Origin of the sequence: Pseudomonas moraviensis subsp. stanleyae, assembly GCF_036283065.1 — a bacterium.
Lineage (GTDB): Bacteria > Pseudomonadota > Gammaproteobacteria > Pseudomonadales > Pseudomonadaceae > Aquipseudomonas > Aquipseudomonas stanleyae.
Window position 1 is genome coordinate 205330 of sequence record NZ_JAADJI010000004.1, and the last position, 22837, is coordinate 228166.

24 protein-coding genes are annotated in these 22837 nt (G+C 59.5%); 16 read left to right on the forward strand and 8 right to left on the reverse strand.

Translation table 11 applies throughout. The features are described from left to right. The first annotated feature begins 107 nt into the window (after positions 1-107). Entirely contained in the window at positions 108-866 is a 759-nt protein-coding gene (locus tag GXB78_RS08355) for an SDR family oxidoreductase (RefSeq protein WP_329515071.1), read from the forward strand. Positions 867-998: 132 nt separating this feature from the next. Here the strand turns inward: GXB78_RS08355 and apbC are convergent, their stop codons facing one another. Then, on the reverse strand, positions 999-2093 hold the full coding sequence (gene apbC / locus GXB78_RS08360; protein WP_329515072.1) for an iron-sulfur cluster carrier protein ApbC: 1095 nt from the start codon (positions 2091-2093) through the stop codon (positions 999-1001). Positions 2094-2399: 306 nt separating this feature from the next. Here apbC and metG point away from each other — a divergent pair, with 306 nt between their 5' ends. The 8 genes from metG (at position 2400) to GXB78_RS08400 (ending at position 9199) form a co-directional block, all read left to right on the forward strand. Beyond that, entirely contained in the window at positions 2400-4451 is a 2052-nt protein-coding gene (metG, locus tag GXB78_RS08365) for a methionine--tRNA ligase (RefSeq protein ID WP_329515073.1), read from the forward strand. A gap of 114 nt (positions 4452-4565) precedes the next feature. Beyond that, positions 4566-5135: an Rnf-Nqr domain containing protein gene (locus tag GXB78_RS08370; RefSeq protein ID WP_329515074.1), complete on the forward strand. Its 570-nt coding sequence runs from the start codon at positions 4566-4568 to the stop codon at positions 5133-5135. Beyond that, positions 5132-6136 carry an electron transport complex subunit RsxB gene (rsxB, locus tag GXB78_RS08375; protein WP_329515075.1) on the forward strand — a complete coding sequence of 335 codons (1005 nt, stop codon included), beginning with the start codon at positions 5132-5134 and terminating at the stop codon, positions 6134-6136. Before GXB78_RS08370 ends, rsxB begins: the two co-directional genes overlap by 4 nt. Next, entirely contained in the window at positions 6123-7106 is a 984-nt protein-coding gene (locus tag GXB78_RS08380) for an RnfABCDGE type electron transport complex subunit D (protein WP_329515076.1), read from the forward strand. Before rsxB ends, GXB78_RS08380 begins: the two co-directional genes overlap by 14 nt. Then, entirely contained in the window at positions 7103-7705 is a 603-nt protein-coding gene (locus GXB78_RS08385) for an RnfABCDGE type electron transport complex subunit G (RefSeq protein ID WP_329515077.1), read from the forward strand. The genes GXB78_RS08380 and GXB78_RS08385 overlap by 4 nt, the downstream gene beginning before the upstream one ends. Then, entirely contained in the window at positions 7705-8277 is a 573-nt protein-coding gene (locus tag GXB78_RS08390; protein ID WP_329515078.1) for an Rnf-Nqr domain containing protein, read from the forward strand. Before GXB78_RS08385 ends, GXB78_RS08390 begins: the two co-directional genes overlap by 1 nt. Beyond that, entirely contained in the window at positions 8274-8912 is a 639-nt protein-coding gene (gene nth / locus GXB78_RS08395) for an endonuclease III (RefSeq protein ID WP_016773410.1), read from the forward strand. The genes GXB78_RS08390 and nth overlap by 4 nt, the downstream gene beginning before the upstream one ends. A gap of 107 nt (positions 8913-9019) precedes the next feature. Then, positions 9020-9199 carry a PA3496 family putative envelope integrity protein gene (locus GXB78_RS08400; RefSeq protein WP_329515079.1) on the forward strand — a complete coding sequence of 60 codons (180 nt, stop codon included), beginning with the start codon at positions 9020-9022 and terminating at the stop codon, positions 9197-9199. Positions 9200-9286: 87 nt separating this feature from the next. Here GXB78_RS08400 and GXB78_RS08405 read toward each other — a convergent pair whose 3' ends face one another. After that, positions 9287-9913 (reverse strand): response regulator transcription factor, encoded by a 627-nt coding sequence (locus tag GXB78_RS08405; protein ID WP_129997567.1) that lies wholly within the window; start codon positions 9911-9913, stop codon positions 9287-9289. 432 nt (positions 9914-10345) lie between these two features. Between GXB78_RS08405 and GXB78_RS08410 the strand changes: the two genes are divergently transcribed. Next, positions 10346-11059, forward strand: a complete 714-nt coding sequence (locus GXB78_RS08410; protein ID WP_329515080.1) for a hypothetical protein — start codon at positions 10346-10348, stop codon at positions 11057-11059. A 124-nt stretch (positions 11060-11183) separates the two neighbouring features. Here the strand turns inward: GXB78_RS08410 and GXB78_RS08415 are convergent, their stop codons facing one another. Further along, entirely contained in the window at positions 11184-12401 is a 1218-nt protein-coding gene (locus tag GXB78_RS08415; RefSeq protein ID WP_011335737.1) for an argininosuccinate synthase, read from the reverse strand. Positions 12402-12530: 129 nt separating this feature from the next. After that, positions 12531-13445 (reverse strand): flagellar protein MotY, encoded by a 915-nt coding sequence (locus GXB78_RS08420; protein WP_329515081.1) that lies wholly within the window; start codon positions 13443-13445, stop codon positions 12531-12533. A gap of 160 nt (positions 13446-13605) precedes the next feature. Between GXB78_RS08420 and pyrC the strand changes: the two genes are divergently transcribed. Together pyrC and rnt are read left to right on the forward strand one after the other, a co-directional pair. After that, positions 13606-14652 carry a dihydroorotase gene (pyrC, locus tag GXB78_RS08425; RefSeq protein ID WP_016773405.1) on the forward strand — a complete coding sequence of 349 codons (1047 nt, stop codon included), beginning with the start codon at positions 13606-13608 and terminating at the stop codon, positions 14650-14652. Then, positions 14649-15326 carry a ribonuclease T gene (gene rnt / locus GXB78_RS08430; RefSeq protein ID WP_016773404.1) on the forward strand — a complete coding sequence of 226 codons (678 nt, stop codon included), beginning with the start codon at positions 14649-14651 and terminating at the stop codon, positions 15324-15326. The genes pyrC and rnt overlap by 4 nt, the downstream gene beginning before the upstream one ends. Before the next feature lie 73 nt (positions 15327-15399). Here rnt and GXB78_RS08435 read toward each other — a convergent pair whose 3' ends face one another. Next, positions 15400-16002, reverse strand: a complete 603-nt coding sequence (locus tag GXB78_RS08435) for a peroxiredoxin (RefSeq protein ID WP_003227723.1) — start codon at positions 16000-16002, stop codon at positions 15400-15402. 312 nt (positions 16003-16314) lie between these two features. Between GXB78_RS08435 and GXB78_RS08440 the strand changes: the two genes are divergently transcribed. Continuing rightward, positions 16315-16533: a bacterioferritin-associated ferredoxin gene (locus tag GXB78_RS08440; protein ID WP_003227725.1), complete on the forward strand. Its 219-nt coding sequence runs from the start codon at positions 16315-16317 to the stop codon at positions 16531-16533. Between the two features lie 200 nt (positions 16534-16733). After that, on the forward strand, positions 16734-17207 hold the full coding sequence (gene bfr, locus GXB78_RS08445) for a bacterioferritin (protein WP_042607368.1): 474 nt from the start codon (positions 16734-16736) through the stop codon (positions 17205-17207). A 189-nt stretch (positions 17208-17396) separates the two neighbouring features. Here the strand turns inward: bfr and grxD are convergent, their stop codons facing one another. The 3 genes from grxD to GXB78_RS08460 all read right to left on the reverse strand — a co-directional run bounded on the left by grxD (position 17397) and on the right by GXB78_RS08460 (position 20367). After that, on the reverse strand, positions 17397-17738 hold the full coding sequence (gene grxD, locus GXB78_RS08450) for a Grx4 family monothiol glutaredoxin (RefSeq protein ID WP_130912021.1): 342 nt from the start codon (positions 17736-17738) through the stop codon (positions 17397-17399). Between the two features lie 97 nt (positions 17739-17835). Continuing rightward, positions 17836-19941: a molybdopterin oxidoreductase family protein gene (locus GXB78_RS08455; RefSeq protein WP_329515082.1), complete on the reverse strand. Its 2106-nt coding sequence runs from the start codon at positions 19939-19941 to the stop codon at positions 17836-17838. 135 nt (positions 19942-20076) lie between these two features. Then, the gene (locus GXB78_RS08460) at positions 20077-20367 is read right to left on the reverse strand and encodes a hypothetical protein (RefSeq protein WP_042607370.1); all 291 of its coding nucleotides are present in this window, start codon (positions 20365-20367) and stop codon (positions 20077-20079) included. 406 nt (positions 20368-20773) lie between these two features. Between GXB78_RS08460 and argF the strand changes: the two genes are divergently transcribed. Both argF and GXB78_RS08470 read left to right on the forward strand, forming a co-directional pair. Beyond that, positions 20774-21694 (forward strand): ornithine carbamoyltransferase, encoded by a 921-nt coding sequence (gene argF, locus GXB78_RS08465; RefSeq protein ID WP_329515083.1) that lies wholly within the window; start codon positions 20774-20776, stop codon positions 21692-21694. Continuing rightward, positions 21691-22800, forward strand: a complete 1110-nt coding sequence (locus GXB78_RS08470) for an ABC transporter ATP-binding protein (protein ID WP_329515084.1) — start codon at positions 21691-21693, stop codon at positions 22798-22800. Before argF ends, GXB78_RS08470 begins: the two co-directional genes overlap by 4 nt. Positions 22801-22837 lie beyond the last annotated feature (37 nt).

Sequence of the window (22837 nt, forward strand, 5' to 3'; positions counted from 1 at the left end):
TAACCGGCGCGCATCGGGCAATGTTCCTGTGCAATCTGGCCCGGACCGGTGCCGATCAAGCGTTGCCGACAACAAAAACAACTCAGACCTGCCAGCGGGACATGCGAATGCAACTCAACGACAAAGTAATCATTATCACTGGCGGTTGCCAGGGTTTGGGCCGTTCCATGGCCGAGTATTTCGCCGGCAAGGGCGCGAAACTGGCCCTGGTCGATCTCAATCAGGAAAAACTCGACGACGCCGTCGCCGCCTGCAAAGCCAAGGGTGTCGAAGCGCGCAGCTACCTGTGCAACGTCGCCAATGAAGAGCAGGTCGAGCACATGGTCGCGCAGGTGGCCGAAGACTTCGGCGCGATCCACGGCTTGATCAACAACGCCGGGATCCTGCGCGATGGTCTGCTGCTGAAGGTCAAGGACGGCGAGATGAGCAAGATGAGCCTGGCGCAGTGGCAGGCGGTGATCGACGTCAACCTGACCGGCGTGTTTCTTTGCACCCGAGAAGTCGCGGCGAAGATGGTCGAGCTGAAGAACAGCGGCGCGATCATCAACATTTCCTCGATCTCCCGCGCGGGCAACGTCGGCCAGACCAACTACTCGGCGGCCAAGGCTGGCGTCGCGGCGGCGACCGTGACCTGGGCGAAGGAGCTGGCGCGTTATGGCATTCGTGTCGCGGGCATTGCGCCGGGCTTTATCGAAACCGAGATGACCCTGGGCATGAAACCGGAAGCTCTGGAGAAAATGACCTCGGGCATTCCGCTCAAGCGCATGGGCAAGCCGCAAGAGATCGCCCATTCGGCGGCGTATATCTTCGAGAATGACTACTACACCGGACGGATTCTGGAGATGGATGGCGGGTTGCGGATCTAAGTCGCATTACAAAACCCAATGTGGGAGCGAGCCTGCTCGCGAAGGGGTCGTATCAGGCAACTGATGAGTTGAATGACACACCGCTTTCGCGAGCAGGCTCGCTCCCACAGGTTTTTCGGCGCCGCTGATGGATCAATCGTCGCTGATGGTGATATTCGGCATCGCCGGCGTGGCTGCTTCCTGCAACACGATTCGCGCGCCGACGTGGCGGGCCAGTTCCTGATAGACCATGGCGATCTGGCTGTCCGGCTCGGCAATCACCGTCGGTTTGCCGCCATCGGCCTGTTCGCGGATCAGCATCGACAGCGGCAGCGAAGCCAGCAGTTCGACGCCGTACTGGGTCGCCAGTTTCTCACCGCCGCCTTCACCGAACAGATGCTCGGCATGCCCGCAGTTCGAGCAGATGTGCACGGCCATGTTTTCCACCACGCCCAGCACCGGAATGTTGACCTTGCGGAACATTTCCACGCCTTTGCGTGCGTCGAGCAGCGCCAGATCCTGCGGCGTGGTGACGATCACCGCACCCGCCACCGGGACTTTCTGCGCCAGGGTCAGCTGGATATCGCCGGTGCCCGGCGGCATGTCGATGACCAGATAATCCAGATCGCCCCACGCAGTCTGCGTGACCAGTTGCAGCAGCGCCCCGGAAACCATCGGCCCGCGCCAGACCATCGGCGTGTTGTCGTCGGTCAGGAATGCCATCGACATGACTTCCACACCGTGGGCCTTGAGCGGCACGAACCACTTCTGATCCTTGATTTCCGGGCGGGTGCGCTCGGGGATGCCGAACATGATGCCCTGGCTCGGGCCATAGATATCGGCGTCGAGAATGCCGACTTTGGCGCCTTCACGGGCCAGTGCCAGCGCGAGGTTGGCGGCGGTGGTGGATTTGCCCACGCCGCCTTTGCCGGAGGCGACGGCAACCACATTCTTGACGTTGGCCAGCCCCGGAATCTGTGCCTGGGCCTTGTGCGCGGCGATCACGCTGGTGACTTCGACGCGGGCGATGACCACGCCGTCGAGGTTTTCGATGGCCAGTTGCAGCAATTGCGCCCAGCCGCTCTTGAACAGGCCGGCGGCGTAGCCGATTTCCAGCTGCACATTGACGCGGTCACCGATGATCTCGATGTTTTTCACGCAACCGGCGCTGACCGGGTCCTGGTTCAGGTAAGGGTCGGTGTATTGGCTGAGGACGGCTTCCACCGCTGCGCGAGTGACGGCGCTCATGGGCAACTCCGATAACAAGACTGGAAAGGATGGCGGCTATCGTACCGCGCAGATTCGTTTGTGGTGAGCGCGATTTATCTGCAACCACCATTTGTGGCGAGGGAGCTTGCTCCCGCTCGGCTGCGCAGCAGTCGCAATCAAGGGATAACTGACCAATGAGGATCGGGCGGCTTCGCCACCCAGCGGGAGCAAGCTCCCTCGCCACAGTGATTGTGTCCGCCTCAGCATCAAACAGCGCACAGGGTGAAAAATATGCGCCGGCGCTTTATAGTGGCCGACCTCCGTTTCATCAAGTAGCGAAGCCCCATGTCCGAGCCACGCAAGATCCTCGTCACCAGCGCCCTGCCCTACGCCAACGGTTCGATCCACCTTGGCCACATGCTGGAATATATCCAGACCGATATGTGGGTGCGCTTCCAGAAGCATCGCGGCAACCAATGCATTTATGTCTGCGCCGACGACGCCCACGGTTCGGCGATCATGCTGCGCGCGGAAAAGGAAGGCATCACCCCGGAACAACTGATCGCCAACGTGCAGGCTGAACACAGCGCCGACTTTGCCGATTTCCTGGTCGGTTTCGACAACTTCCACTCCACTCACGCCGAAGAAAACCGTGAGCTGTCGAGCCAGATCTACCTCAAGCTGCGTGACGCCGGGCACATCGCCCAGCGCTCGATCACCCAGTATTTCGACCCGGAAAAGAAAATGTTCCTGGCCGACCGCTTCATCAAGGGCACCTGCCCGAAGTGCGGCACCGAAGACCAGTACGGTGACAACTGCGAAAAATGCGGCGCGACCTACGCACCGACCGACCTGAAGGATCCGAAGTCGGCGATTTCCGGCGCCACCCCGGTGCTCAAGGATTCCCAGCACTTCTTCTTCAAGCTGCCGGACTTCCAGGACATGCTCCAGGCCTGGACCCGTAGCGGCACTTTGCAGGACGCGGTGGCCAACAAGCTTTCCGAATGGCTGGATGCCGGCCTGCAACAGTGGGACATTTCCCGCGATGCGCCGTACTTCGGTTTCGAGATTCCGGGCGAGCCGGGCAAGTATTTCTACGTCTGGCTGGATGCGCCGATCGGCTACATGGCCAGCTTCAAGAACCTCTGCGACCGCACGCCGGAACTGGACTTCGACGCGTTCTGGGGCAAGGACTCCACCGCCGAGCTGTATCACTTCATCGGCAAGGACATCGTCAATTTCCACGCGCTGTTCTGGCCGGCGATGCTCGAAGGCGCCGGCTTCCGCAAGCCGACCGGCATCAATGTGCACGGCTACCTGACCGTCAACGGCCAGAAAATGTCGAAGTCGCGCGGCACGTTCATCAAGGCCCGCACTTATCTCGATCACCTGTCGCCGGAATACCTGCGCTATTACTACGCGGCCAAACTCGGCCGTGGCGTCGATGACCTCGACCTGAACCTCGAAGACTTCGTACAGAAGGTCAATTCCGACCTGGTCGGCAAAGTGGTCAACATCGCCAGCCGTTGCGCCGGTTTCATTCAGAAGGGCAACGGCGGCCTGTTGGTCGACAACAATGCCGCGCCGGAACTGACCGAGGCCTTCCTCGCCGCCGCGCCGAGCATTGCCGACGCCTATGAAGCCCGCGACTTCGCCCGTGCCATGCGTGAAACCATGGCCCTGGCCGACCGCGCCAACGCGTGGATCGCCGACAAGGCCCCGTGGTCGCTGAACAAGCAGGAAGGCAAGCAGGATGAAGTCCAGGCGATCTGCGCCACCGGCATCAACCTGTTCCGCCAGTTGGTGATCTTTCTCAAACCGGTACTGCCGCTGCTGGCCGCTGATGCCGAGGCGTTCCTCAACGTCGCGCCGCTGACCTGGAATGACCACACCACGCTGCTGGCCAACCATCAGCTGAACGAATTCAAACCGTTGATGACCCGCATCGACCCGGTAAAAGTGCAAGCCATGACCGACGCCTCGAAAGAAGACCTGACCGCCAGCCAGACCGACACCGGCGAAGCCAAGCCTGCGGGCAACGGCGAACTGGCGAAGGATCCGCTGTCGCCGGAAATCGACTTCGATGCTTTCGCCGCCATCGACCTGCGCGTCGCGCTGATCGTCAAGGCCGAACACGTGGAGGGCGCCGACAAGCTGCTGCGCCTGACCCTCGACATCGGTGACGAGCAACGCAACGTGTTCTCCGGGATCAAGAGCGCGTATCCGGACCCGTCGAAACTCGACGGTCGCCTGACCATGATGATTGCCAACCTCAAGCCACGGAAAATGAAGTTCGGTATTTCCGAGGGCATGGTGATGGCCGCAGGTCCTGGCGGTGAAGAGATCTACCTGCTCAGCCCGGACAGCGGCGCCAAGCCGGGTCAGCGCATCAAGTAAGACGTTGCGATAAAACGATCCCACCGACGTGCTCTGCATGCCGGTGGGATTTTTCATATCTGGCCGGATAGTGCCTAACCTTAAAAGATACCCGCCCGTTTCGCTGGCAGAACCATGACCGAACTCGTGTTAACGCTGATCAGTGCTGCGCTGCTCAACAACTTCGTGTTGCACTGGCCGCTGGGCGTCGCTCCGCTGCTGGCGGGTAGCCGACGGCAAGTGCATGCGCTGGGGTTGGCGACGTTGTGCCTGATGATGATCGTCGGCGTCATCGGTCAGGCGATCTGGCAGTGGATGCTGGTGCCACTGCAGCTTGAAGCGCTGCGTCTGTTCGTGTTCCTGCCGCTGAGTGTGTTGTTGATCGCGCCACTGCTGAAACTGCTGGCGCGCGGGCTGCCTGAGTGGCCGTTCGCTGGGCTGTGGCCGCTGTTGCTATGCAACGCCGGCGTAGTTGGGCTGGCGCTGATCAACGCGCAGAACGATCACGGCCTGCTGCACGCGACAGCCCTGAGCCTCGGCGCCGGGCTGGGTTTCTGGCTGGTGCTGAGCGTGTTCTGCGATCTGCGCGAGCGCACGGCCGATAACGACATTCCTCTGCCCTTTCGCGGCCTGCCGATCGATCTGATCAGCGCCGGACTGATTGCAGTGATTTTTCTCGGATTCAGTGGATTGATCAAAACATGAGTCTGATTCAACGCATCGATGCCCTGCTGCCGCAGACCCAATGCGGCAAATGCGGCCACCCCGGATGCAAACCCTATGCGCAAGGCATCGTTGACGGCGAGCCGATCAACAAGTGCCCGCCGGGCGGCGAGGAAACCATCGCTGCCCTGGCCGAGCTGTTGAAAATACCGGTGCTCGAACTGGACATCAGCCGGGGTGCGGCGCCACCGCAGGTGGCGTTCATCCGCGAGGCCGAATGCATCGGCTGCACCAAGTGCATTCAGGCCTGCCCGGTCGATGCGATTGTTGGCGCGGCAAAACTCATGCATACCGTGTTGATCGACGAATGCACTGGTTGTGATTTATGCGTCGCGCCTTGCCCGGTCGATTGCATCGAAATGCATCCGCTGCCTGCTAACACCATTCCAGTGGTCGGCGGTCTCGCATTCGATCTCGCAGAACAGCGTGCCCGCGCCGAAAAGCGTGACCACGCGCGCCAGCGTTTCGAGCGCCGCAACCAGCGCCTGCTCCGCGAAGAACAGCAAAAGCAGGCCGAACGTGAAGCGCGAGCTGCGCGTGCGGTACAGCCGCAAGTTTCGACCGCCGACCCGGTGCAGGCCGCGCTGGAGCGGGTGCGCGCGCAAAAGGCGGCGAACGCCGATGCGGCGCTGAAGAAGGCCAAGGTCGATGTGGCGATGAGCCGTGCGCAACTGCACAAATCGCTGAAAGCCTTTGGTCACCCGCCGACATTCGAGCAGCAGTCGCAACTCATTGTCCTGCAGCAACAATTCGAAGCTGCCGAGCAAGCGTTGGCGAATCTTCAAAGCAGCCAACCGGCAACTCCCGTCGCCCCTGCTCCGACCAACGACGCGGAGTTGAAGCGGGCCAAGATCCAGTTGGCCATGCGCCGTGCCGAACTGAAAAAAGCCCAGGCAGCAGAGGCTGCGCCGGAGCAGATCGCGGCGCTGGAACAAGCCGTGACTGACGCCGAACGCCGGGTGCAAGACCATGCCGCCTCTTGAGGCAGCGGACGTTCGCCTGCAACAGGCGATGAATGCTGTGCTGCTCGCAGCGCTGCCGGGGCTGTTCGCGCTGTTCTGGCTGTATGGCTGGGGGGTGTTGATCAATCTTTTGCTGGCGGTTGCCAGCGCGCTGATCGTCGAAGCTGGCGTTGCCCGTCTGCGTCGGCAAGCGGTGCAACCTGTGTTGCGCGATGGCACTGCGTTGGTCAGTGCTATGTTGCTGGCCGTTGCGCTTCCGGCCTATTGCCCGTGGTGGCTGACGGCCACTGCGAGCGCTTCAGGCCTGTTGTTCGGCAAACATCTGTACGGCGGCGTCGGCAAAAACCCGTTCAACCCGGCCATGCTTGGCTTTGCCTTGAGTATCGCGCTGTTCCCGCAAGCAATGACGCACTGGCCCGGTCATGGCCTTGATTTCGTTCCGGCGCTGCAACAGGTTTTCAATCCAGCCCCGGCGCCGGACGCTTGGGTTCAGGCCACGGTACTGGACACTCTGCGCATCAATAAAAGCCTGACCATGGACGAGTTGTTCGCCAGTAACCCGGCCTTCGGCGGTTTTGGTGGGCGGGGTGTGGAATGGGTCAATCTGGCGTTTCTGCTCGGCGGCCTGCTGCTGATGCAGCGGCGAATCTTTTCCTGGCATGCGCCGGTGGGCATGCTCGCCAGCCTGTTCGTCATCAGCCTGCTCTGCTGGAACGGCTCGGGATCGGATTCCCATGGCTCGCCACTGTTTCACCTGCTTAGCGGCGCCACGATGCTCGGCGCATTTTTCATCGTCACCGAACCGGTCTCCGGGGCGAAAAGCGCTCTCGCCCGACTGCTGTTCGGCGTGGGGGTCGGCCTGCTGACTTATCTGATTCGTACGTGGGGCGGTTACCCCGACGGCGTCGCGTTTGCGGTATTGCTGATGAATCTTCTGGTGCCGACGCTGGAGCGCTTCGCCGCGAGCCGCCAGCCTGCGGTGAACCCATGAATCGCTCGGCGAGTGTCGTGACAGTTGTGCTGCTGGCACTCGTTGGTGTGAGCGCGACATACGTGCTGCAGCGCAGCATTGCGCCACAGATCGCCAGGGAGCAACGCTTGCTCGACAGCCGCAAACTGCTCGATATGCTTCCTGCCGGGTACTACGACAATCAGCCGCTGGAGCAACCGCTGACGCTGGTCGACTCAGCGCTGCGCCATAGCAATTTGTCGGGCGGCTATCGCGCGACCCGATCCGGGCGAACGGTGGCGGTGCTGTTGCGCAGTCGCAGCCAAGGTTTCGCGGGCACTGTCGAGCTGCTGATCGCCATTGATGCCAACGGCAAACTCCTTGGTGTAAAAACCCTTGAGCAGCGCGAAACGCCAGGATTGGGCGGTTACCTCGGTGAATGGCCAAATGCCTGGCTGCAGAGTTTCATCGGTAAATCTCGCAGCGAACCGACAGACGCCGGTTGGGCGCTGAAAAAGGATCAAGGGCAGTTCGATCAGATCGCCGGGGCGACCATTACCTCCCGCGCCGCCATCAATGCGATGCATGATGCACTGCGTTATTTCGATGAGCATCGGGCGCTGCTGTTGGAGACTCGCTAATGAAACGCAGGGGGAGTTTATTGCTGCTGGTGCCGCTACTGGGCGCCACACAAACCTTGAACGCTGCGCTGGGGATGACTTTGATGATCGGCGCCGTGCTCGGTGTTTTTGCCGTCTGCATGTCGCCGCTGCGCGAGCGCCTGACGGGCACCAGTGCGCTGCTCGCCAGCCTGATACTTGCCGCGACGGTGACCAGTAGCGAGAATCTTGTGGCGCAGCGCTGGTTCTTGCCATGGCAGCAGACGTCTGAGCTTTATATTGGTCTGATCGCCTTGCACTGCGTCGTGCTTGAATTCCACGGCTTCTTCCGCGAGCCCTTTGCTGCCAGCTTCAAACGCTGTGCCATGTTCGGCGCGCTCATGCTGGTCATCGGCGGGCTGCGCGAGATCATCGGTCATGGCACCCTTGGCCGAGGCCTTTCGGCGCATTGGCAAGGTCTGGTTTTATTCCCCGAAGGCCTGCATCTGTTTACGCTGGTTCCCGGCGCTTTTGTTTTATCGGGTCTGCTTCTCGCCGCTCGTCAGGCGTGGACACGCCGCAACTCTGTCATCAAGGAAACGCATCGCCCATGAATGCTGCAAAACGTCTTGAGATATTTCGCCGACTGCACGAAGACAATCCCGAGCCGAAAACCGAGCTGGCCTACTCTTCGCCGTTCGAGCTGCTGATTGCGGTGATACTTTCGGCACAGTCCACCGATGTCGGCGTAAACAAGGCCACCGCCAAACTCTTTCCCGTCGCCAACACGCCCGCCGCGATTCATGCGCTGGGTGTCGAAGGGCTGTCCGAGTACATCAAGACGATTGGCCTGTACAACAGCAAGGCGAAAAACGTTATCGAAACCTGCCGTTTGCTGGTTGAACGTCACGGGGGCGAAGTTCCGCAGACTCGGGAAGAGCTGGAAGCCCTGCCCGGCGTCGGGCGCAAGACCGCCAATGTGGTGCTCAATACGGCTTTCCGCCAACTGACCATGGCGGTCGACACGCACATCTTCCGCGTCAGCAACCGCACCGGCATCGCGCCGGGGAAAAATGTGGTGGAAGTTGAAATGAAGTTGATGAAGTTTGTACCGAAAGAATTCCTGCTCGACTCGCACCATTGGCTGATTCTGCACGGGCGCTACGTGTGTCTGGCCCGTAAGCCGCGCTGCGGCAGCTGCCGCATCGAAGATCTGTGCGAATACAAACATAAAACTTCCGACGATTGAGCCGTCATCAGCTTTTTGCATCCGTCGATTGAAAAAATCTTTTTTACCCGCCGCAGTAATGTCGATATAAGGAGCGCCAAAGGCAGTCTTAGCCGGGAGTTGACTTCATGAGTACCGACACAGAGCAACTGGATGTTGAAGAAGATCTTATTGCCGCCGACCCCGATGACGCAGAACCGGTGGTTGAAGTGGCCAAGACCAACCTCAGCAAGCGTCGCACAATCGACAACCTGCTTGAGGAGCGTCGACTGCAAAAGCAATTGGCCGACTACGATTTTGATCTGTGATACCTGAAGGCCTCCGAAGCGGAGGCTTTTCATTTTCTGCGACAACCGAGCCTGATCGGCCCATGACGTTCTCAGTTGTCGATTCGCTCAGACCAGGCCATTGCGCTGCGCCAGCTCGATCAGATCAACCAGAGAACGCGCATTGAGTTTCAGCAACAGGCGAGTCTTGTAAGTGCTCACGGTCTTGTTGCTTAAAAACATGCCGTCAGCGATTTCCTTATTGGTCTTGCCGCGTGCCAATTGCTGCAACACCATCATTTCCCGGCCGGACAGACGATCGACCATGTCCGCTTCACTGGCATTGCCCAGACTGGTGCGCACGGTGTGCAGGGCCTGATTGGGGAAATAGCTGTAGCCGGAAAGAACTGCCTTGATTGCGCTCAGCAACTCGGTCAGATCCTGCTGTTTGCACACGTAACCCGCTGCACCTGATTGCATGCACCGCATTGAAAAATGTCCGGGAGCCTGGGAAGTCAGCACCAGCACTTTCACCGGCATGGCGGTGGAAGTCAGGCGCGCAATAACTTCCAGTCCGTCGAGTTTGGGTATGCCAATATCCAGAATGACAAGATCCGGCATTTGTTCACGAGCAATTTGTAGTGCATCAACGCCATTATCCGTTTCTGCAATGACTTCGTAGCCATGCCGTTCCATCAGCATACGTACCGCAAGTCGAATGACGGGGTGGTCATCCACGATCAGCACTTTATTCATGGGCAAGTCCAGTTTTCGCTGTTCGAATTTTTAGAACACGCACGATATCCCAGTCACTTGCCTGGACGCATAGCAACTTTTACACGCACTTGCATCGAGAGACATTCCCTACAGGCATTGAGGATAATTCCCACAAATAGACCCCGCCGCATTCATCGCAACCGCCCCCATCGTTCAAGACCGCACCGAATTCTCCGTTTACTGCGCCCGCGTCCTACGCAGCTCTGAATGCTCATTCCTCCATTCGAAACGCCATGAGCGCTCTTGCCGGCTACCAATTCGACATATGAAGTAACGATCCGCTGTTACTGCGAATTCGACACGCCAGCAGGCTTTCCATAAAACTTGAAACAACAGTCTGAAACTTCAATTAAGGCTTTTGCTATATATAGAAATATTCAACCTCAAGCAAAAAAACATAGAACTTAAACCATGCTCAAGATAAAGAACAAAATCACCAACCCAATGACAGTCATCGCGATATTCGCCATCCTTTCGGAAACTTCGGCGGCGGTCTCGCTGCCGTTTCTCGCCAACAAGGAGCGGGAAATTTATGTCTGGTTTCTGATCAGCTTTCCGTTTTACTTGTTATTTCTTTTTTTTATCACTCTCAACTTCAACTATCGCTCGCTCTACTCACCCTCGGATTTCGGCAAGGACAAAAATTTCCTGAAAGCAGCTGAAAACGCAGAACGTGACAGCGAACGCAAAGTACCGATGCGCAAAACCGATGGATCGTGCGGTTTCGAGATAACCAGCTGCGTGGTATCCAGCAACACAGGGGGCGGCGGATCCCAGCATTCATGCAGGATTCACAACGCGCCTGACCCACCGACCGATATCGATGGCCAAGCGAACCCCGTGGTCCAGACGATCAAACTGTCACCGCTGATAAGCGAACTGAACATCATCGACGCGAGAGACGTTGACGCGACCAGGGAGTTCGATGCAATTCTCGACACTCTGCGCAGCGCCGGTAGAAAAAATCCGCGAGTGCTGGTTTTTCTGTCGAATCATGTTTCGGACTCTCTTGCGCATACTTCACTGCAACAGATCAAACAGGCGAAGAAAAGCTCAGGTGCAACACTGTGTGTCGTTTACAACCTGTGCACACAGACAGTTACCCTGCTGGGGCGAACCAGCTGACAGGCATGACACATCCCCGCGCGCAGGCAAACAAGAGAAACGGCTTGATGAACCCGATGAAAATTCCGAAAAAAAAGGCGGCCCTGAACAGGCCGCCTTTTTATTGCGCGTCGCTCTGAATCAATCAGAACAATTTGCGGCCCTTGTTGGCAGCAATGCGCATGCGCAGCGCGTTGAGCTTGATGAAGCCCGCCGCATCCGCCTGGTTGTAAGCGCCGCCATCTTCTTCGAAGGTCGCAATGTTGGCGTCGAACAGCGAATCGTCGGACTTGCGCCCGGTTACGATCACGTTGCCTTTATACAGCTTCAGACGCACCACACCGTTCACGTTGACCTGCGAAGCGTCGATCATCTGTTGCAGCATCAGACGCTCAGGGCTCCACCAGTAACCGGTGTAGATCAGGCTGGCGTACTTGGGCATCAGCTCGTCTTTGAGGTGAGCGACTTCACGGTCCAGAGTGATCGATTCGATGGCGCGGTGAGCGCGCAGCATGATCGTGCCGCCCGGGGTCTCGTAGCAGCCACGGGACTTCATGCCGACGTAGCGGTTTTCGACGATGTCGAGACGACCGATGCCATGCTCGCCGCCGATCCTGTTCAGCGTCGCCAGTACCGTGGCCGGGGTCATTTCGACACCGTCCAGCGCGACGATGTCGCCGTTGCGGTAGGTCAGCTCCAGATATTGCGGGGTGTCGGGAGCCTTCTCCGGGGAGACGGTCCAGCGCCACATATCTTCTTCGTGCTCGGTCCAGGTGTCTTCCAGCACGCCGCCCTCATAGGAGATGTGCAGCAGGTTGGCGTCCATCGAGTACGGGGATTTTTTCTTGCCGTGGCGCTCGATCGGGATCGCGTGCTTCTCGGCGTAGTCCATCAGCTTCTCGCGGGACAGCAGGTCCCACTCGCGCCATGGCGCAATGACTTTCACGCCTGGCTTGAGCGCGTAGGCGCCCAGCTCGAAACGCACCTGGTCGTTACCCTTGCCGGTGGCGCCGTGGGAAATGGCGTCGGCGCCGGTTTCGTTGGCGATTTCGATCAAACGCTTGGCGATCAGCGGACGGGCGATGGAGGTACCCAGCAGGTACTCGCCTTCGTAAACAGTGTTGGCGCGGAACATCGGGAACACGAAATCACGCACGAATTCTTCGCGCAGATCGTCGATGTAGATTTCTTTGACGCCCATGGCCTGAGCCTTGGCGCGGGCCGGCTCGACCTCTTCGCCTTGACCGAGATCAGCGGTGAAGGTCACCACTTCACAGTTATAAGTATCCTGCAGCCACTTGAGGATCACCGAAGTGTCCAGGCCGCCGGAATACGCCAGAACGACCTTGTTTACGTCCGCCATGCCATCACTCCACGGGGTTCTACGGAAAGCCGGGGAGTCTACCGCTCAAACGCGATAATTTACAGAGGCGCGACAGCTTAAGACGACAAAGCGACAGAATCTGTCGAGAGCGCGACGATGACCGGCGAGTCAGGAAGTCGCTGCAGCCGTTGCCGGCGTACTCGCTTGCGGTGCCGGAGACGGGGCGGTGGTCGGTGCGACGCGTGCCAGTTTTACGTTGACCCGACGGTTCTTCGCGCGGTTGGCCTTGTTGGTGTTCGGCACAATCGGGTACTGCTCGCCGTGGAAACGCACGGTGATCTGCGATTCCTGGATGCCGTTGGCTTTGAAGAAATCAACCACCGCCAGCGCCCGGCGGCGCGACAGCTCACGGTTGGTCAGGCGATTGCCGCTGTTGTCGGAATAGCCGTCGAGCTCGATGTGGTTCACCGTCGGATCGGCCTTCATGTACTCGAGCATGACTTGCAGCTTGGCCTTGGCAGCCGAATCAAGATCAACGCCCTCCCCCGGGAAGCCGATTTGCGATTGCTTGATCTGATCAAAATTCTGCGGCAGCAACTTCGCCACGCAAGTCTGGTAATCGTTGAACGCCTTGCTGAACTTGACCGGCAACAGACGCACTTCCGAGACTCGCCCATCGCCAGACGCACGGCGCACAACCGGGCTGCGGCCGTCCAGCAGACCGCTGATCAGTCCACCGGCCTGCGACTGCGAACTGTTGAACAGGACGTTGCCACTGCCCAGACGCACAGAGCCCAGATTGATGTCGCCACGCCCCGGCTGCCACGGTGCAGCCGCCGCCAGCAAGGTCGCCGAACCGCCGCCGAGCATGGCGTTGTAGGCATTGAGACGAAAGATCGCCTGCTCACCGGCCTTGCGCACGAACTCGCCCGAGCCGAAATCAGTGATCGGTTGCGTCAGGCGGCATTCGAACTTGTCGCCGGCGACCGTCCACTCAATGTTCTCCAGACGGGTCTGGTAGGTCAGCGCCATCGCAGGAAGGCTGGCAAACACACTGAGCAGGGCTAGATAACGCTGGCGCACGGGAGGCTCCATTGGCTTGTGAAACACAAACACCGATTCACACAATGTTTACGGCATACCTTCGGGATATCGGACGCTTGTGGCAAAACTTGATAGCGGGTGCCTGCAAGAGTCTTTTCCGGTAGCATTCGCCTCAGTTTGACCCGCCTGGAATCCCCTCATGTCCGACCGCCTGACCCTGCTGCGTCCCGACGACTGGCACATTCATCTTCGCGATGGTGCCGTGTTGACCAATACCGTTGCCGATGTGGCCCGCACCTTCGGGCGCGCGATCATCATGCCGAACCTGGTGCCGCCGGTGCGCAACGCCGCTGAAGCCGACGGCTATCGTCAGCGCATTCTCGCTGCCCGCCCGGCCGGCAGTCAGTTCGAGCCGTTGATGGTGCTGTACCTCACCGACCGCACCCAACCGGAAGAAATTCGTCAGGCCAAGGCCAGCGGTTTCGTCTACGCCGCCAAGTTGTACCCGGCCGGCGCGACCACTAATTCCGATTCCGGTGTCACCAGCATCGACAAGATCTTCCCGGCGCTGGAAGCCATGGCCGAAGTCGGCATGCCGCTGTTGATCCATGGTGAAGTCACCCGTGGCGACGTCGATGTGTTCGATCGCGAAAAGATCTTCATCGATGAGCACATGCGCCGCGTGGTCGAGCGCTTCCCGACATTGAAAGTGGTGTTCGAACACATCACCACCGGCGACGCCGTGCAGTTCGTCAACGAGGCCTCGGCCAACGTTGGCGCGACCATCACCGCGCATCACTTGCTGTACAACCGCAACCACATGCTGGTGGGCGGGATTCGGCCGCACTTCTATTGCCTGCCGATCCTCAAGCGCAACACCCACCAGGAAGCCTTGCTCGATGCCGCCACCAGCGGCAGCGCCAAATTCTTTCTCGGCACCGACTCGGCGCCCCACGCCCAGCACGCCAAGGAAGCCGCCTGCGGTTGCGCCGGTTGCTACACCGCCTATGCCGCCATCGAGATGTACGCCGAGGCGTTCGAACAGCGTAATGCGCTGGACAAGCTCGAAGCCTTCGCCAGCCTCAACGGCCCGCGCTTCTACGGCCTGCCGGCAAATACCGATCGCATCACCCTGGTTCGCGAAGAATGGACCGCCCCGACCAGCCTGCCATTTGGCGAGCTGACCGTTATCCCGCTGCGCGCCGGTGAAAAACTGCGCTGGCGCCTGCTGGAGGAACACGCGTGAGTGAAGACAATTTCGACGATGAGCTGGACGGTCAAGGTGGCGGCGGCGGTTCCCGTCACCCGATGGCAGCCCGTTTTCGCGGCTACCTGCCGGTTGTCGTCGACGTAGAAACCGGTGGCTTCAATGCAGCCACCGATGCCCTGCTGGAGATCGCCGCGACCACCATCGCCATGGATGAAAAGGGTTTCGTCTACCCGGATCACACCTACTTCTTCCGTGTCGAGCCGTTCGAAGGCGCCAACGTAGAAGCGGCAGCGCTGGAGTTCACCGGGATCAAGCTCGATCATCCGTTGCGCATGGCCGTCAGTGAAGAAACCGCGCTGACCGACATCTTCCGTGGCATCCGCAAGGCGCTGAAAGCCAACGGCTGCAAACGGGCGATTCTGGTCGGGCACAACAGCAGCTTCGATCTGGGCTTTCTCAACGCAGCAGTTGCGCGCCTGGACATGAAGCGCAACCCGTTCCATCCGTTCTCCAGCTTCGACACCGCGACCCTGGCGGGTCTGGCGTACGGCCAGACCGTACTGGCGAAGGCCTGTCAGGCGGCTGGCATCGATTTCGACGGTCGGGAAGCGCACTCGGCGCGCTACGACACCGAGAAAACCGCTGAGCTGTTCTGCGGCATCGTCAATCGCTGGAAGCAGATGGGCGGCTGGGAAGACTTCGACGACTGATCCTCGTCGAGCAAATCCCGCGCATGAAAAAACCGGCCGCATGGGCCGGTTTTTTATACCTCGACGTTGCGCCTTACAGGGCAGCAGCGTTCTCGGTCAGGTAAGCCGCAACGCCTTCTGGCGAAGCGTTCATGCCTTTGTCGCCTTTCTTCCAGTTGGCCGGGCAGACTTCGCCGTGCTCTTCGTGGAATTGCAGTGCGTCGACCAGACGGATCAGCTCTTCCATGTTACGGCCCAGCGGCAGGTCATTGATGATCTGCGAGCGAACCACGCCTTTGTCGTCGATCAGGAACGCGCCACGGAAAGCCACGCCGCCTTCGGATTCAACGTCGTAAGCCTTGGCGATGTCGTGCTTCATGTCGGCAGCCATGGTGTATTTCACCTGACCGATGCCGCCATTGTTCACTGGAGTGTTGCGCCAGGCGTTGTGGGTGAAGTGCGAGTCGATCGACACAGCGATCACTTCAACGTTGCGTGCCTTGAAGTCAGCCATGCGGTTGTCCAGAGCGATCAGCTCGGACGGGCAGACGAAGGTGAAGTCCAGCGGGTAGAAGAACACCAGGCCGTATTTGCCTTTGATGGCCGAGGACAGGGTGAAGCTGTCAACGATCTCGCCATTGCCGAGTACGGCCGGGACGGTGAAGTCTGGGGCTTGTTTGCCTACGAGTACGCTCATTGATATCTCCTGGTGTAAAGACTTGAAGTTCAGGGTCCGGGCCAGCCTGCCACCCTCAGGCGACAGCCCTGTGACACGAACCCTCTTCGCAAGGGACGACCATCATACACTGCGTGTTTGGCCTGTCCGTAACGGATTTTCCCTGTACGGCTATCCATTGCGTATTCATTGGGTCAGACGAGCGCCTGACAAATACCGTTCGTCAGGCACCGGCAAATTGGCTGCGAAGCGTTCCGAAAGCACTTTGACAATCATTCTCGTTAACATTAAGATCCATCGCAATTGAGTCACAACCAGCGACGGTTCTTACTTATGTATGTTTGCCTCTGCACTGGCGTCACCGACGGACAGATCCGCGAAGCGATCTATGAAGGTTGCTGCAGCTACAAAGAAGTTCGCCAGGCCACCGGAGTCGCCAGCCAGTGTGGCAAATGCGCCTGCCTTGCCAAGGAAGTGGTGCGCGAAACCCTGACCAAGCTGCAAACCGCCCAGGCAGCAATCCCTTACCCGGTAGAATTTACTGCCGCGTAAATGCCCCATTTCAAAGAACCGGACTTGATGTCCGGTTTTTTTATGCCTGAAAATCAATTGCTTAGCGTGCAGACGCGGAACACAAACATTCTTATTCCGATTAATTTTCATTTATTATTCAATAACTTAGGTTTGACACTTATAAATACCAAGCTCAAACTCCGCCTTATATACGGTTAATACAGGGCAGGACTCCGATCATGAAAGGCGACATTACAGTCATCCAGCATCTCAACAAGATCCTTGCCAATGAGCTGGTCGCGATCAATCAGTACTTCCTGCATGCGCGCATGTACGAAGATTGGGGTCTGAACAAGCTTGGCAAGCACGAATACAAAGAATCCATCGATGAGATGAAGCACGCGGACAAGCTGATCAAGCGCATCCTGTTCCTCGAAGGCCTGCCGAACGTGCAGGACCTGGGCAAGCTGCACATCGGCGAACACACCCGCGAAATGCTTGAGTGCGACCTGCGCATCGAAAAGACCGGCCACGCCGATCTGAAAGCCGCCATCGCCCATTGCGAAACCGTTGGCGACTTCGGCAGCCGTGAGCTGCTCGAAGACATTCTCGAGTCGGAAGAAGAACACATCGACTGGCTGGAAACCCAGCTTGGCCTGATCGACAAGATCGGTCTGGAAAACTATCTGCAATCGCAGATGGGCGAAGAGTAGGAGCTGTCGAGTGAAACGAGGCTGCGATCTTTCGCGATTTGAGCCTTAACTTCGCAATACCTATGTAAACGCCAACAAAAAAGCCCCGCCCTCTATCGAGGAGCGGGGCTTTTTATTGGCTGAAGATCAAAAGATCGCAGCCTCGTTTCACTCGACAGCTCCTACAACAGCTCCTACAGGAGAAGCGAATCAGGCTTCGGACTTGTTCGCCGCTGCCGCTTCGACAGCCGACTTGATGGTGCTTTGCAGCGAACCGTCTGCAGCCATCTCGGTCATGATGTCGCTGCCGCCGATCAGCTCACCGCCGACCCACAGTTGCGGGAAAGTCGGCCAGTTGGCGTACTTTGGCAGATTGGCACGGATTTCCGGGTTCTGCAGGATGTCCACGTACGCGAACTTTTCACCACAGGCCATCACAGCCTGCGCAGCCTTTGCGGAGAAGCCGCACTGCGGGGCATTCGGCGAGCCTTTCATGTAAAGCAGAATGGTGTTGTTGGCAATCTGCTCTTTAATCGTTTCGATGATATCCATGGAGCACCTCGGCTGAACTTTCCGACTCAGAGGTCGGCACGGTGGCGCATTGTAACGGAATCCCGAGCGCCATGCTCGGTCTCCCCGACAGACCCGCTCAAGCTGCCGCCACCGTCACCGGCACACCGTTCAACGCCGCATTGCCCGACAATTCGTCGAGCTGACACTCGTCGGTCAGGTCGTTGGCGCTCGACCCCGGCTGGCCACTGGCGATCGCCATCTGCACGCCCGGGCGCGCATGCCCCCAACCGTGGGGCAGGCTGACCACGCCCTTCATCATGTCGAGACTGGCGAGCACTTCCACTTCGATCTGCCCGACCCGCGAACTCACCCGAACCCGTTGCCCGTCGGCCAGACCACGACTGGCCAGATCATCCGGATGCATCAGCAACTGATGCCGCGGCTTGCCCTTCACCAGTCGATGAAAGTTGTGCATCCACGAATTGTTACTGCGCACATGGCGGCGGCCGATCATCAACAATTCATCGGCAGCCGGTGCCTGCAATGCAGCAAAGCGTGCGAGGTCGGCGAGAATCTCCGGCGGTGCGGCCTGAATATGCTGATTCGGCGTTTTCAGGCGTGGCGCCAGATTCGGCTTCAGTGCGCCCAGATCAATGCCGTGCGGATGATCGAACAGCGTAGCCAGCGACAGCTTGTACTCGGACGCGTCACCGTAGCGGCCCATGCGCAGGCCCATGTCGATCATCTTCGCCGGCGGCATGGTCGGCTTCAGCTCTTTGCCGGTTTTCTCGGCGAACGCCTTGGCCAGCCCGACGAAGATCTCCCAGTCATGCAAAGCACCCTCGGGCTTGGCGAGAATCGCGCGATTGAAGCGAGTGACGTTGCGCACCGCGAACAGATTGAAGGTGGTGTCGTAGTGATCGTTCTCCAGCGCCGAAGTCGACGGCAGGATCAGATCGGCGTAGCGCGTGGTTTCGTTGATGTACAGGTCGATGCTGAGCATGAAGTCGAGGCCGTCCAGCGCCTGCTCCAATTGCCGGCCGTTGGGCGTCGACAACACCGGGTTGCCGGCCACGGTGATCAACGCGCGGATCTGCCCTTCGCCTGCGGTGAGCATTTCTTCGGCCAGCGCCGACACCGGCAACTCGCCGCCGTATTCCGGCCGTCCGGAAACCCGGCTCTGCCACTTGTTGAAATGCCCGCCCGAGGTTGACGCCACCAGATCCACCGCGGGCTCGGTGCACAAGGCACCGCCAACGCGGTCGAGGTTGCCGGTGACCAGGTTGATCAGTTGCACCAGCCAATGACACAAGGTGCCGAAGGCCTGGGTCGAAACGCCCATGCGTCCATAGCAGACCGCACTCGGCGCGGCAGCGAAGTCGCGCGCCAGTTGACGGATCTGCTCGGCAGGCACCGCGCAGAGCGGGCTCATGGCCTCGGCGCTGAACGCCGCCACCGCGCTGCGAACCTCGTCCAGGCCATCGACCGGCAAATGGCTGTCGCGGGTCAGACCTTCGCTGAACAGCGTATTGAGCATGCCGAACAGCAACGCTGCATCGCCGCCCGGGCGGACGAATACATGCTGATCAGCTATCGCTGCGGTTTCGCTGCGCCGCGGATCGACCACCACCACTTTGCCGCCGCGCGCCTGGATCGCCTTCAGGCGCTTCTCGACATCCGGCACGGTCATGATGCTGCCGTTGGAGGCCAGCGGGTTGCCGCCGAGGATCAACATGAAATCGGTGTGATCAATGTCGGGAATCGGCAACAGCAAACCGTGGCCGTACATCAGGTAGCTGCTGAGGTGATGGGGCAGTTGATCGACCGAGGTTGCCGAGTAGCGATTGCGCGTTTTCAGCAAACCGAGGAAGTAGTTGCTGTGGGTCATCAGGCCGTAGTTGTGCACGCTCGGGTTGCCCTGATACACCGCAACGGCGTTCTGCCCGTGACGTTCCTGAATCGCCGCAAGCTTCTCGGCCACCAGCGCAAACGCCTCGTCCCATGCGATCGGCAGCCATTCGCTGCCAACGCGGCGCATTGGCTGACGCAGCCGGTCGGGATCGTTCTGGATATCCTGCAGGGCCACGGCTTTCGGGCAGATATGCCCGCGACTGAAGGTATCGAGGGCATCCCCCTTGATCGAGGTGATCGCGACGTTGCCATCGGTTTCTGTGGTTTCGATGGTCAGCCCGCAGATGGCTTCGCACAGGTGGCACGCACGGTGGTGAAGAGTCTTGGTCATGGCCAGTCTCTGTCTTGTTCGGAGGCAGGCAATCACGCCCGCGGGATCAAAACTATGGCCCGTGCACAAAAGCCGCGCCAGCGACGTTCGTCTTGTGAATCGACGGTTATCAGGGCAGCCGATAAACCGTCGCGATCAATTCGACGGCAACTGCGGCGGTGCAGCCAGCTGGATTTCCTGGATGGTTTCGATCTGCTCATGGGCGACATGCACGCCGGTGAGCTCGCCGATCAAACGCCAGTGTTCGTCGAGCCCGGCGCTGATGGTGGCCATGCGATCGATCATGTGCCGGCCAGCGGATTTGACCACTTCGTCCTCACTGCGCAACAACTCGAAGGACATCGAGGTGACTGACGCAGTGAGATGGGTCAGAGAGCGAGCCGTGTGGCCCAGCAGCTCCATTAACAGTTGTTCTTTCGATTCCATGCGGAGGCTTCCTGCGTCGCTCGAAACTTATTTATAACCCAGCACTTTGCTTTAGCAAATGTTTCAGTCTGAACATCCGACCAAGCGAATCCGTGGCGCGACGGTCGTAAAGCGACCAAAGCCGCGCCGATGCCGTCGCGGCGGATTGCCAAGCGCGGCGGGGCCAGTGTACAAAGAAGCTCGCTGCTGTATTGAACCCCGGCTTCAACATGCGTGACCGAAACGTACGGTCCGCTCTCCGAATCCCGCTGAAACCGTAGCCTATTGGCGTAACGCGACATTTAGTGTCAATATCGCGCCTCCCCCTATTTCGTCGCCCCGTGCGGCTTACGCCGCAGGTCTCGCCCGTTGTTCCGTTAAACAAGGCTTTGAGCATCTGCGGTCTGTAGCAAAAAGGTAGTCAATGATGAGCGCAAGGCACTTTCTCTCCCTGATGGATTGCACGCCCGAAGAGCTGGTCAGCGTGATCCGTCGAGGCGTTGAGCTCAAGGACCTGCGTAACCGCGGCGTACTGTTCGAGCCTCTGAAAAACCGCGTGCTGGGGATGATCTTCGAGAAATCCTCGACCCGTACCCGGATCTCCTTCGAGGCCGGCATGATCCAGCTCGGCGGCCAGGCGATCTTCCTGTCCCCGCGCGACACCCAACTGGGCCGTGGCGAGCCGATCAGCGACTGCGCCATCGTCATGTCGAGCATGCTCGATGCGGTGATGATCCGCACCTTCGCCCACAGCACCCTTACCGAATTCGCCGCCAACTCGCGCGTGCCGGTGATCAACGGCCTGTCCGATGATCTGCACCCGTGCCAGTTGCTCGCCGACATGCAGACGTTTCTTGAGCACCGTGGCTCGATCCAGGGCAAGACCGTGGCCTGGATCGGTGACGGCAATAACATGTGCAACAGCTATATAGAAGCGGCGATCCAGTTCGATTTCCAACTGCGCGTTGCCTGCCCGGAAGGTTACGAGCCGAACCCTGAGTTTTTCGCCAGGGCCGGTGATCGCGTCACCATCGTCCGTGACCCGCAAGATGCCGTGCGCGGTGCACACCTGGTGAGCACCGATGTCTGGACTTCGATGGGTCAGGAAGAGGAAACTGCCAAGCGCCTCAAGCTGTTCGCGCCGTTTCAGGTCAACCGTGCCCTGCTCGACCTCGCTGCCGAGGACGTGCTGTTCATGCACTGCCTGCCGGCGCACCGTGGCGAAGAAATCAGTCTCGACCTGCTCGATGACCCGCGCTCCGTCGCCTGGGATCAGGCAGAAAACCGTCTCCACGCACAGAAGGCCCTGCTCGAGTTCCTCGTCGAACCGGCATATCACCACGCATGAGCCATGAACTACTGCTGAACCTGCGCAACCTCGCTTGCGGCTATCAAGATCAACGCGTGGTGCAGAACCTCAATCTGCACCTCAACGCCGGCGACATCGGTTGCCTGCTCGGCTCGTCGGGCTGCGGCAAGACCACCACCCTGCGCGCCATCGCCGGTTTCGAACCGGTGCATGAAGGCGAAATCACCCTCGGTGGCGAAACCCTCTCCAGCGCCGGTTTCACCCTGGCGCCGGAGAAACGCCGGATCGGCATGGTGTTTCAGGACTACGCGCTGTTCCCGCATCTGAGCGTGGCCGACAACATCGCCTTCGGCATCCGCAAGCACCCGCACAAGACGCGCGTGGTCGAGGAACTGCTGGAACTGGTCAACCTGAAAAATCTCGGCAAGCGCTTCCCTCACGAGTTGTCCGGCGGCCAGCAACAGCGGGTCGCCCTCGCCCGCGCCCTGGCGCCGGAGCCGCAACTGCTATTGCTCGACGAGCCGTTCTCCAACCTCGATGGCGAGTTGCGCCGCAAGCTCAGCCATGAGGTGCGCGACATTCTCAAGGCTCGTGGCACCAGTGCGATTCTGGTCACCCACGATCAGGAAGAGGCCTTTGCCGTCAGCGACCACGTTGGCGTATTCAAGGAAGGTCGGCTGGAACAGTGGGATACGCCGTACAACCTCTACCACGAACCGGCGACGCCCTATGTCGCCAGCTTCATCGGTCAGGGCTATTTCATTCGCGGTCAGCTCGTCAGTCCGGAGTCGGTGCAGACCGAACTCGGTGAACTGCGCGGTAATCGCGCCTACACCTGGCCGATTGGCGGTGCGGTGGATGTATTGCTGCGTCCGGATGACATTGTTTATGCGCCGGACAGCCCATTGCAGGCGCAGATTGTCGGAAAGACGTTCCTCGGCGCAGCGACCTTGTATCGCCTGCAACTGCCGACCGGGGCGCAACTGGAATCGATCTTTCCCAGCCATGCCGATCATCTGGTTGGCGCGCAGGTCGGGATTCGCGTAGCAGCGGATCATCTGGTGCTGTTCCAGGCCTCCGGCAGCACGGCGGCGCAGATTCCGACGGTGGAAAACGGCGTGCGCCGATTCAGCACCAGCCTCTGATCCGCACCGGATAAAATTGTGGGAGCGAGCCTGCTCG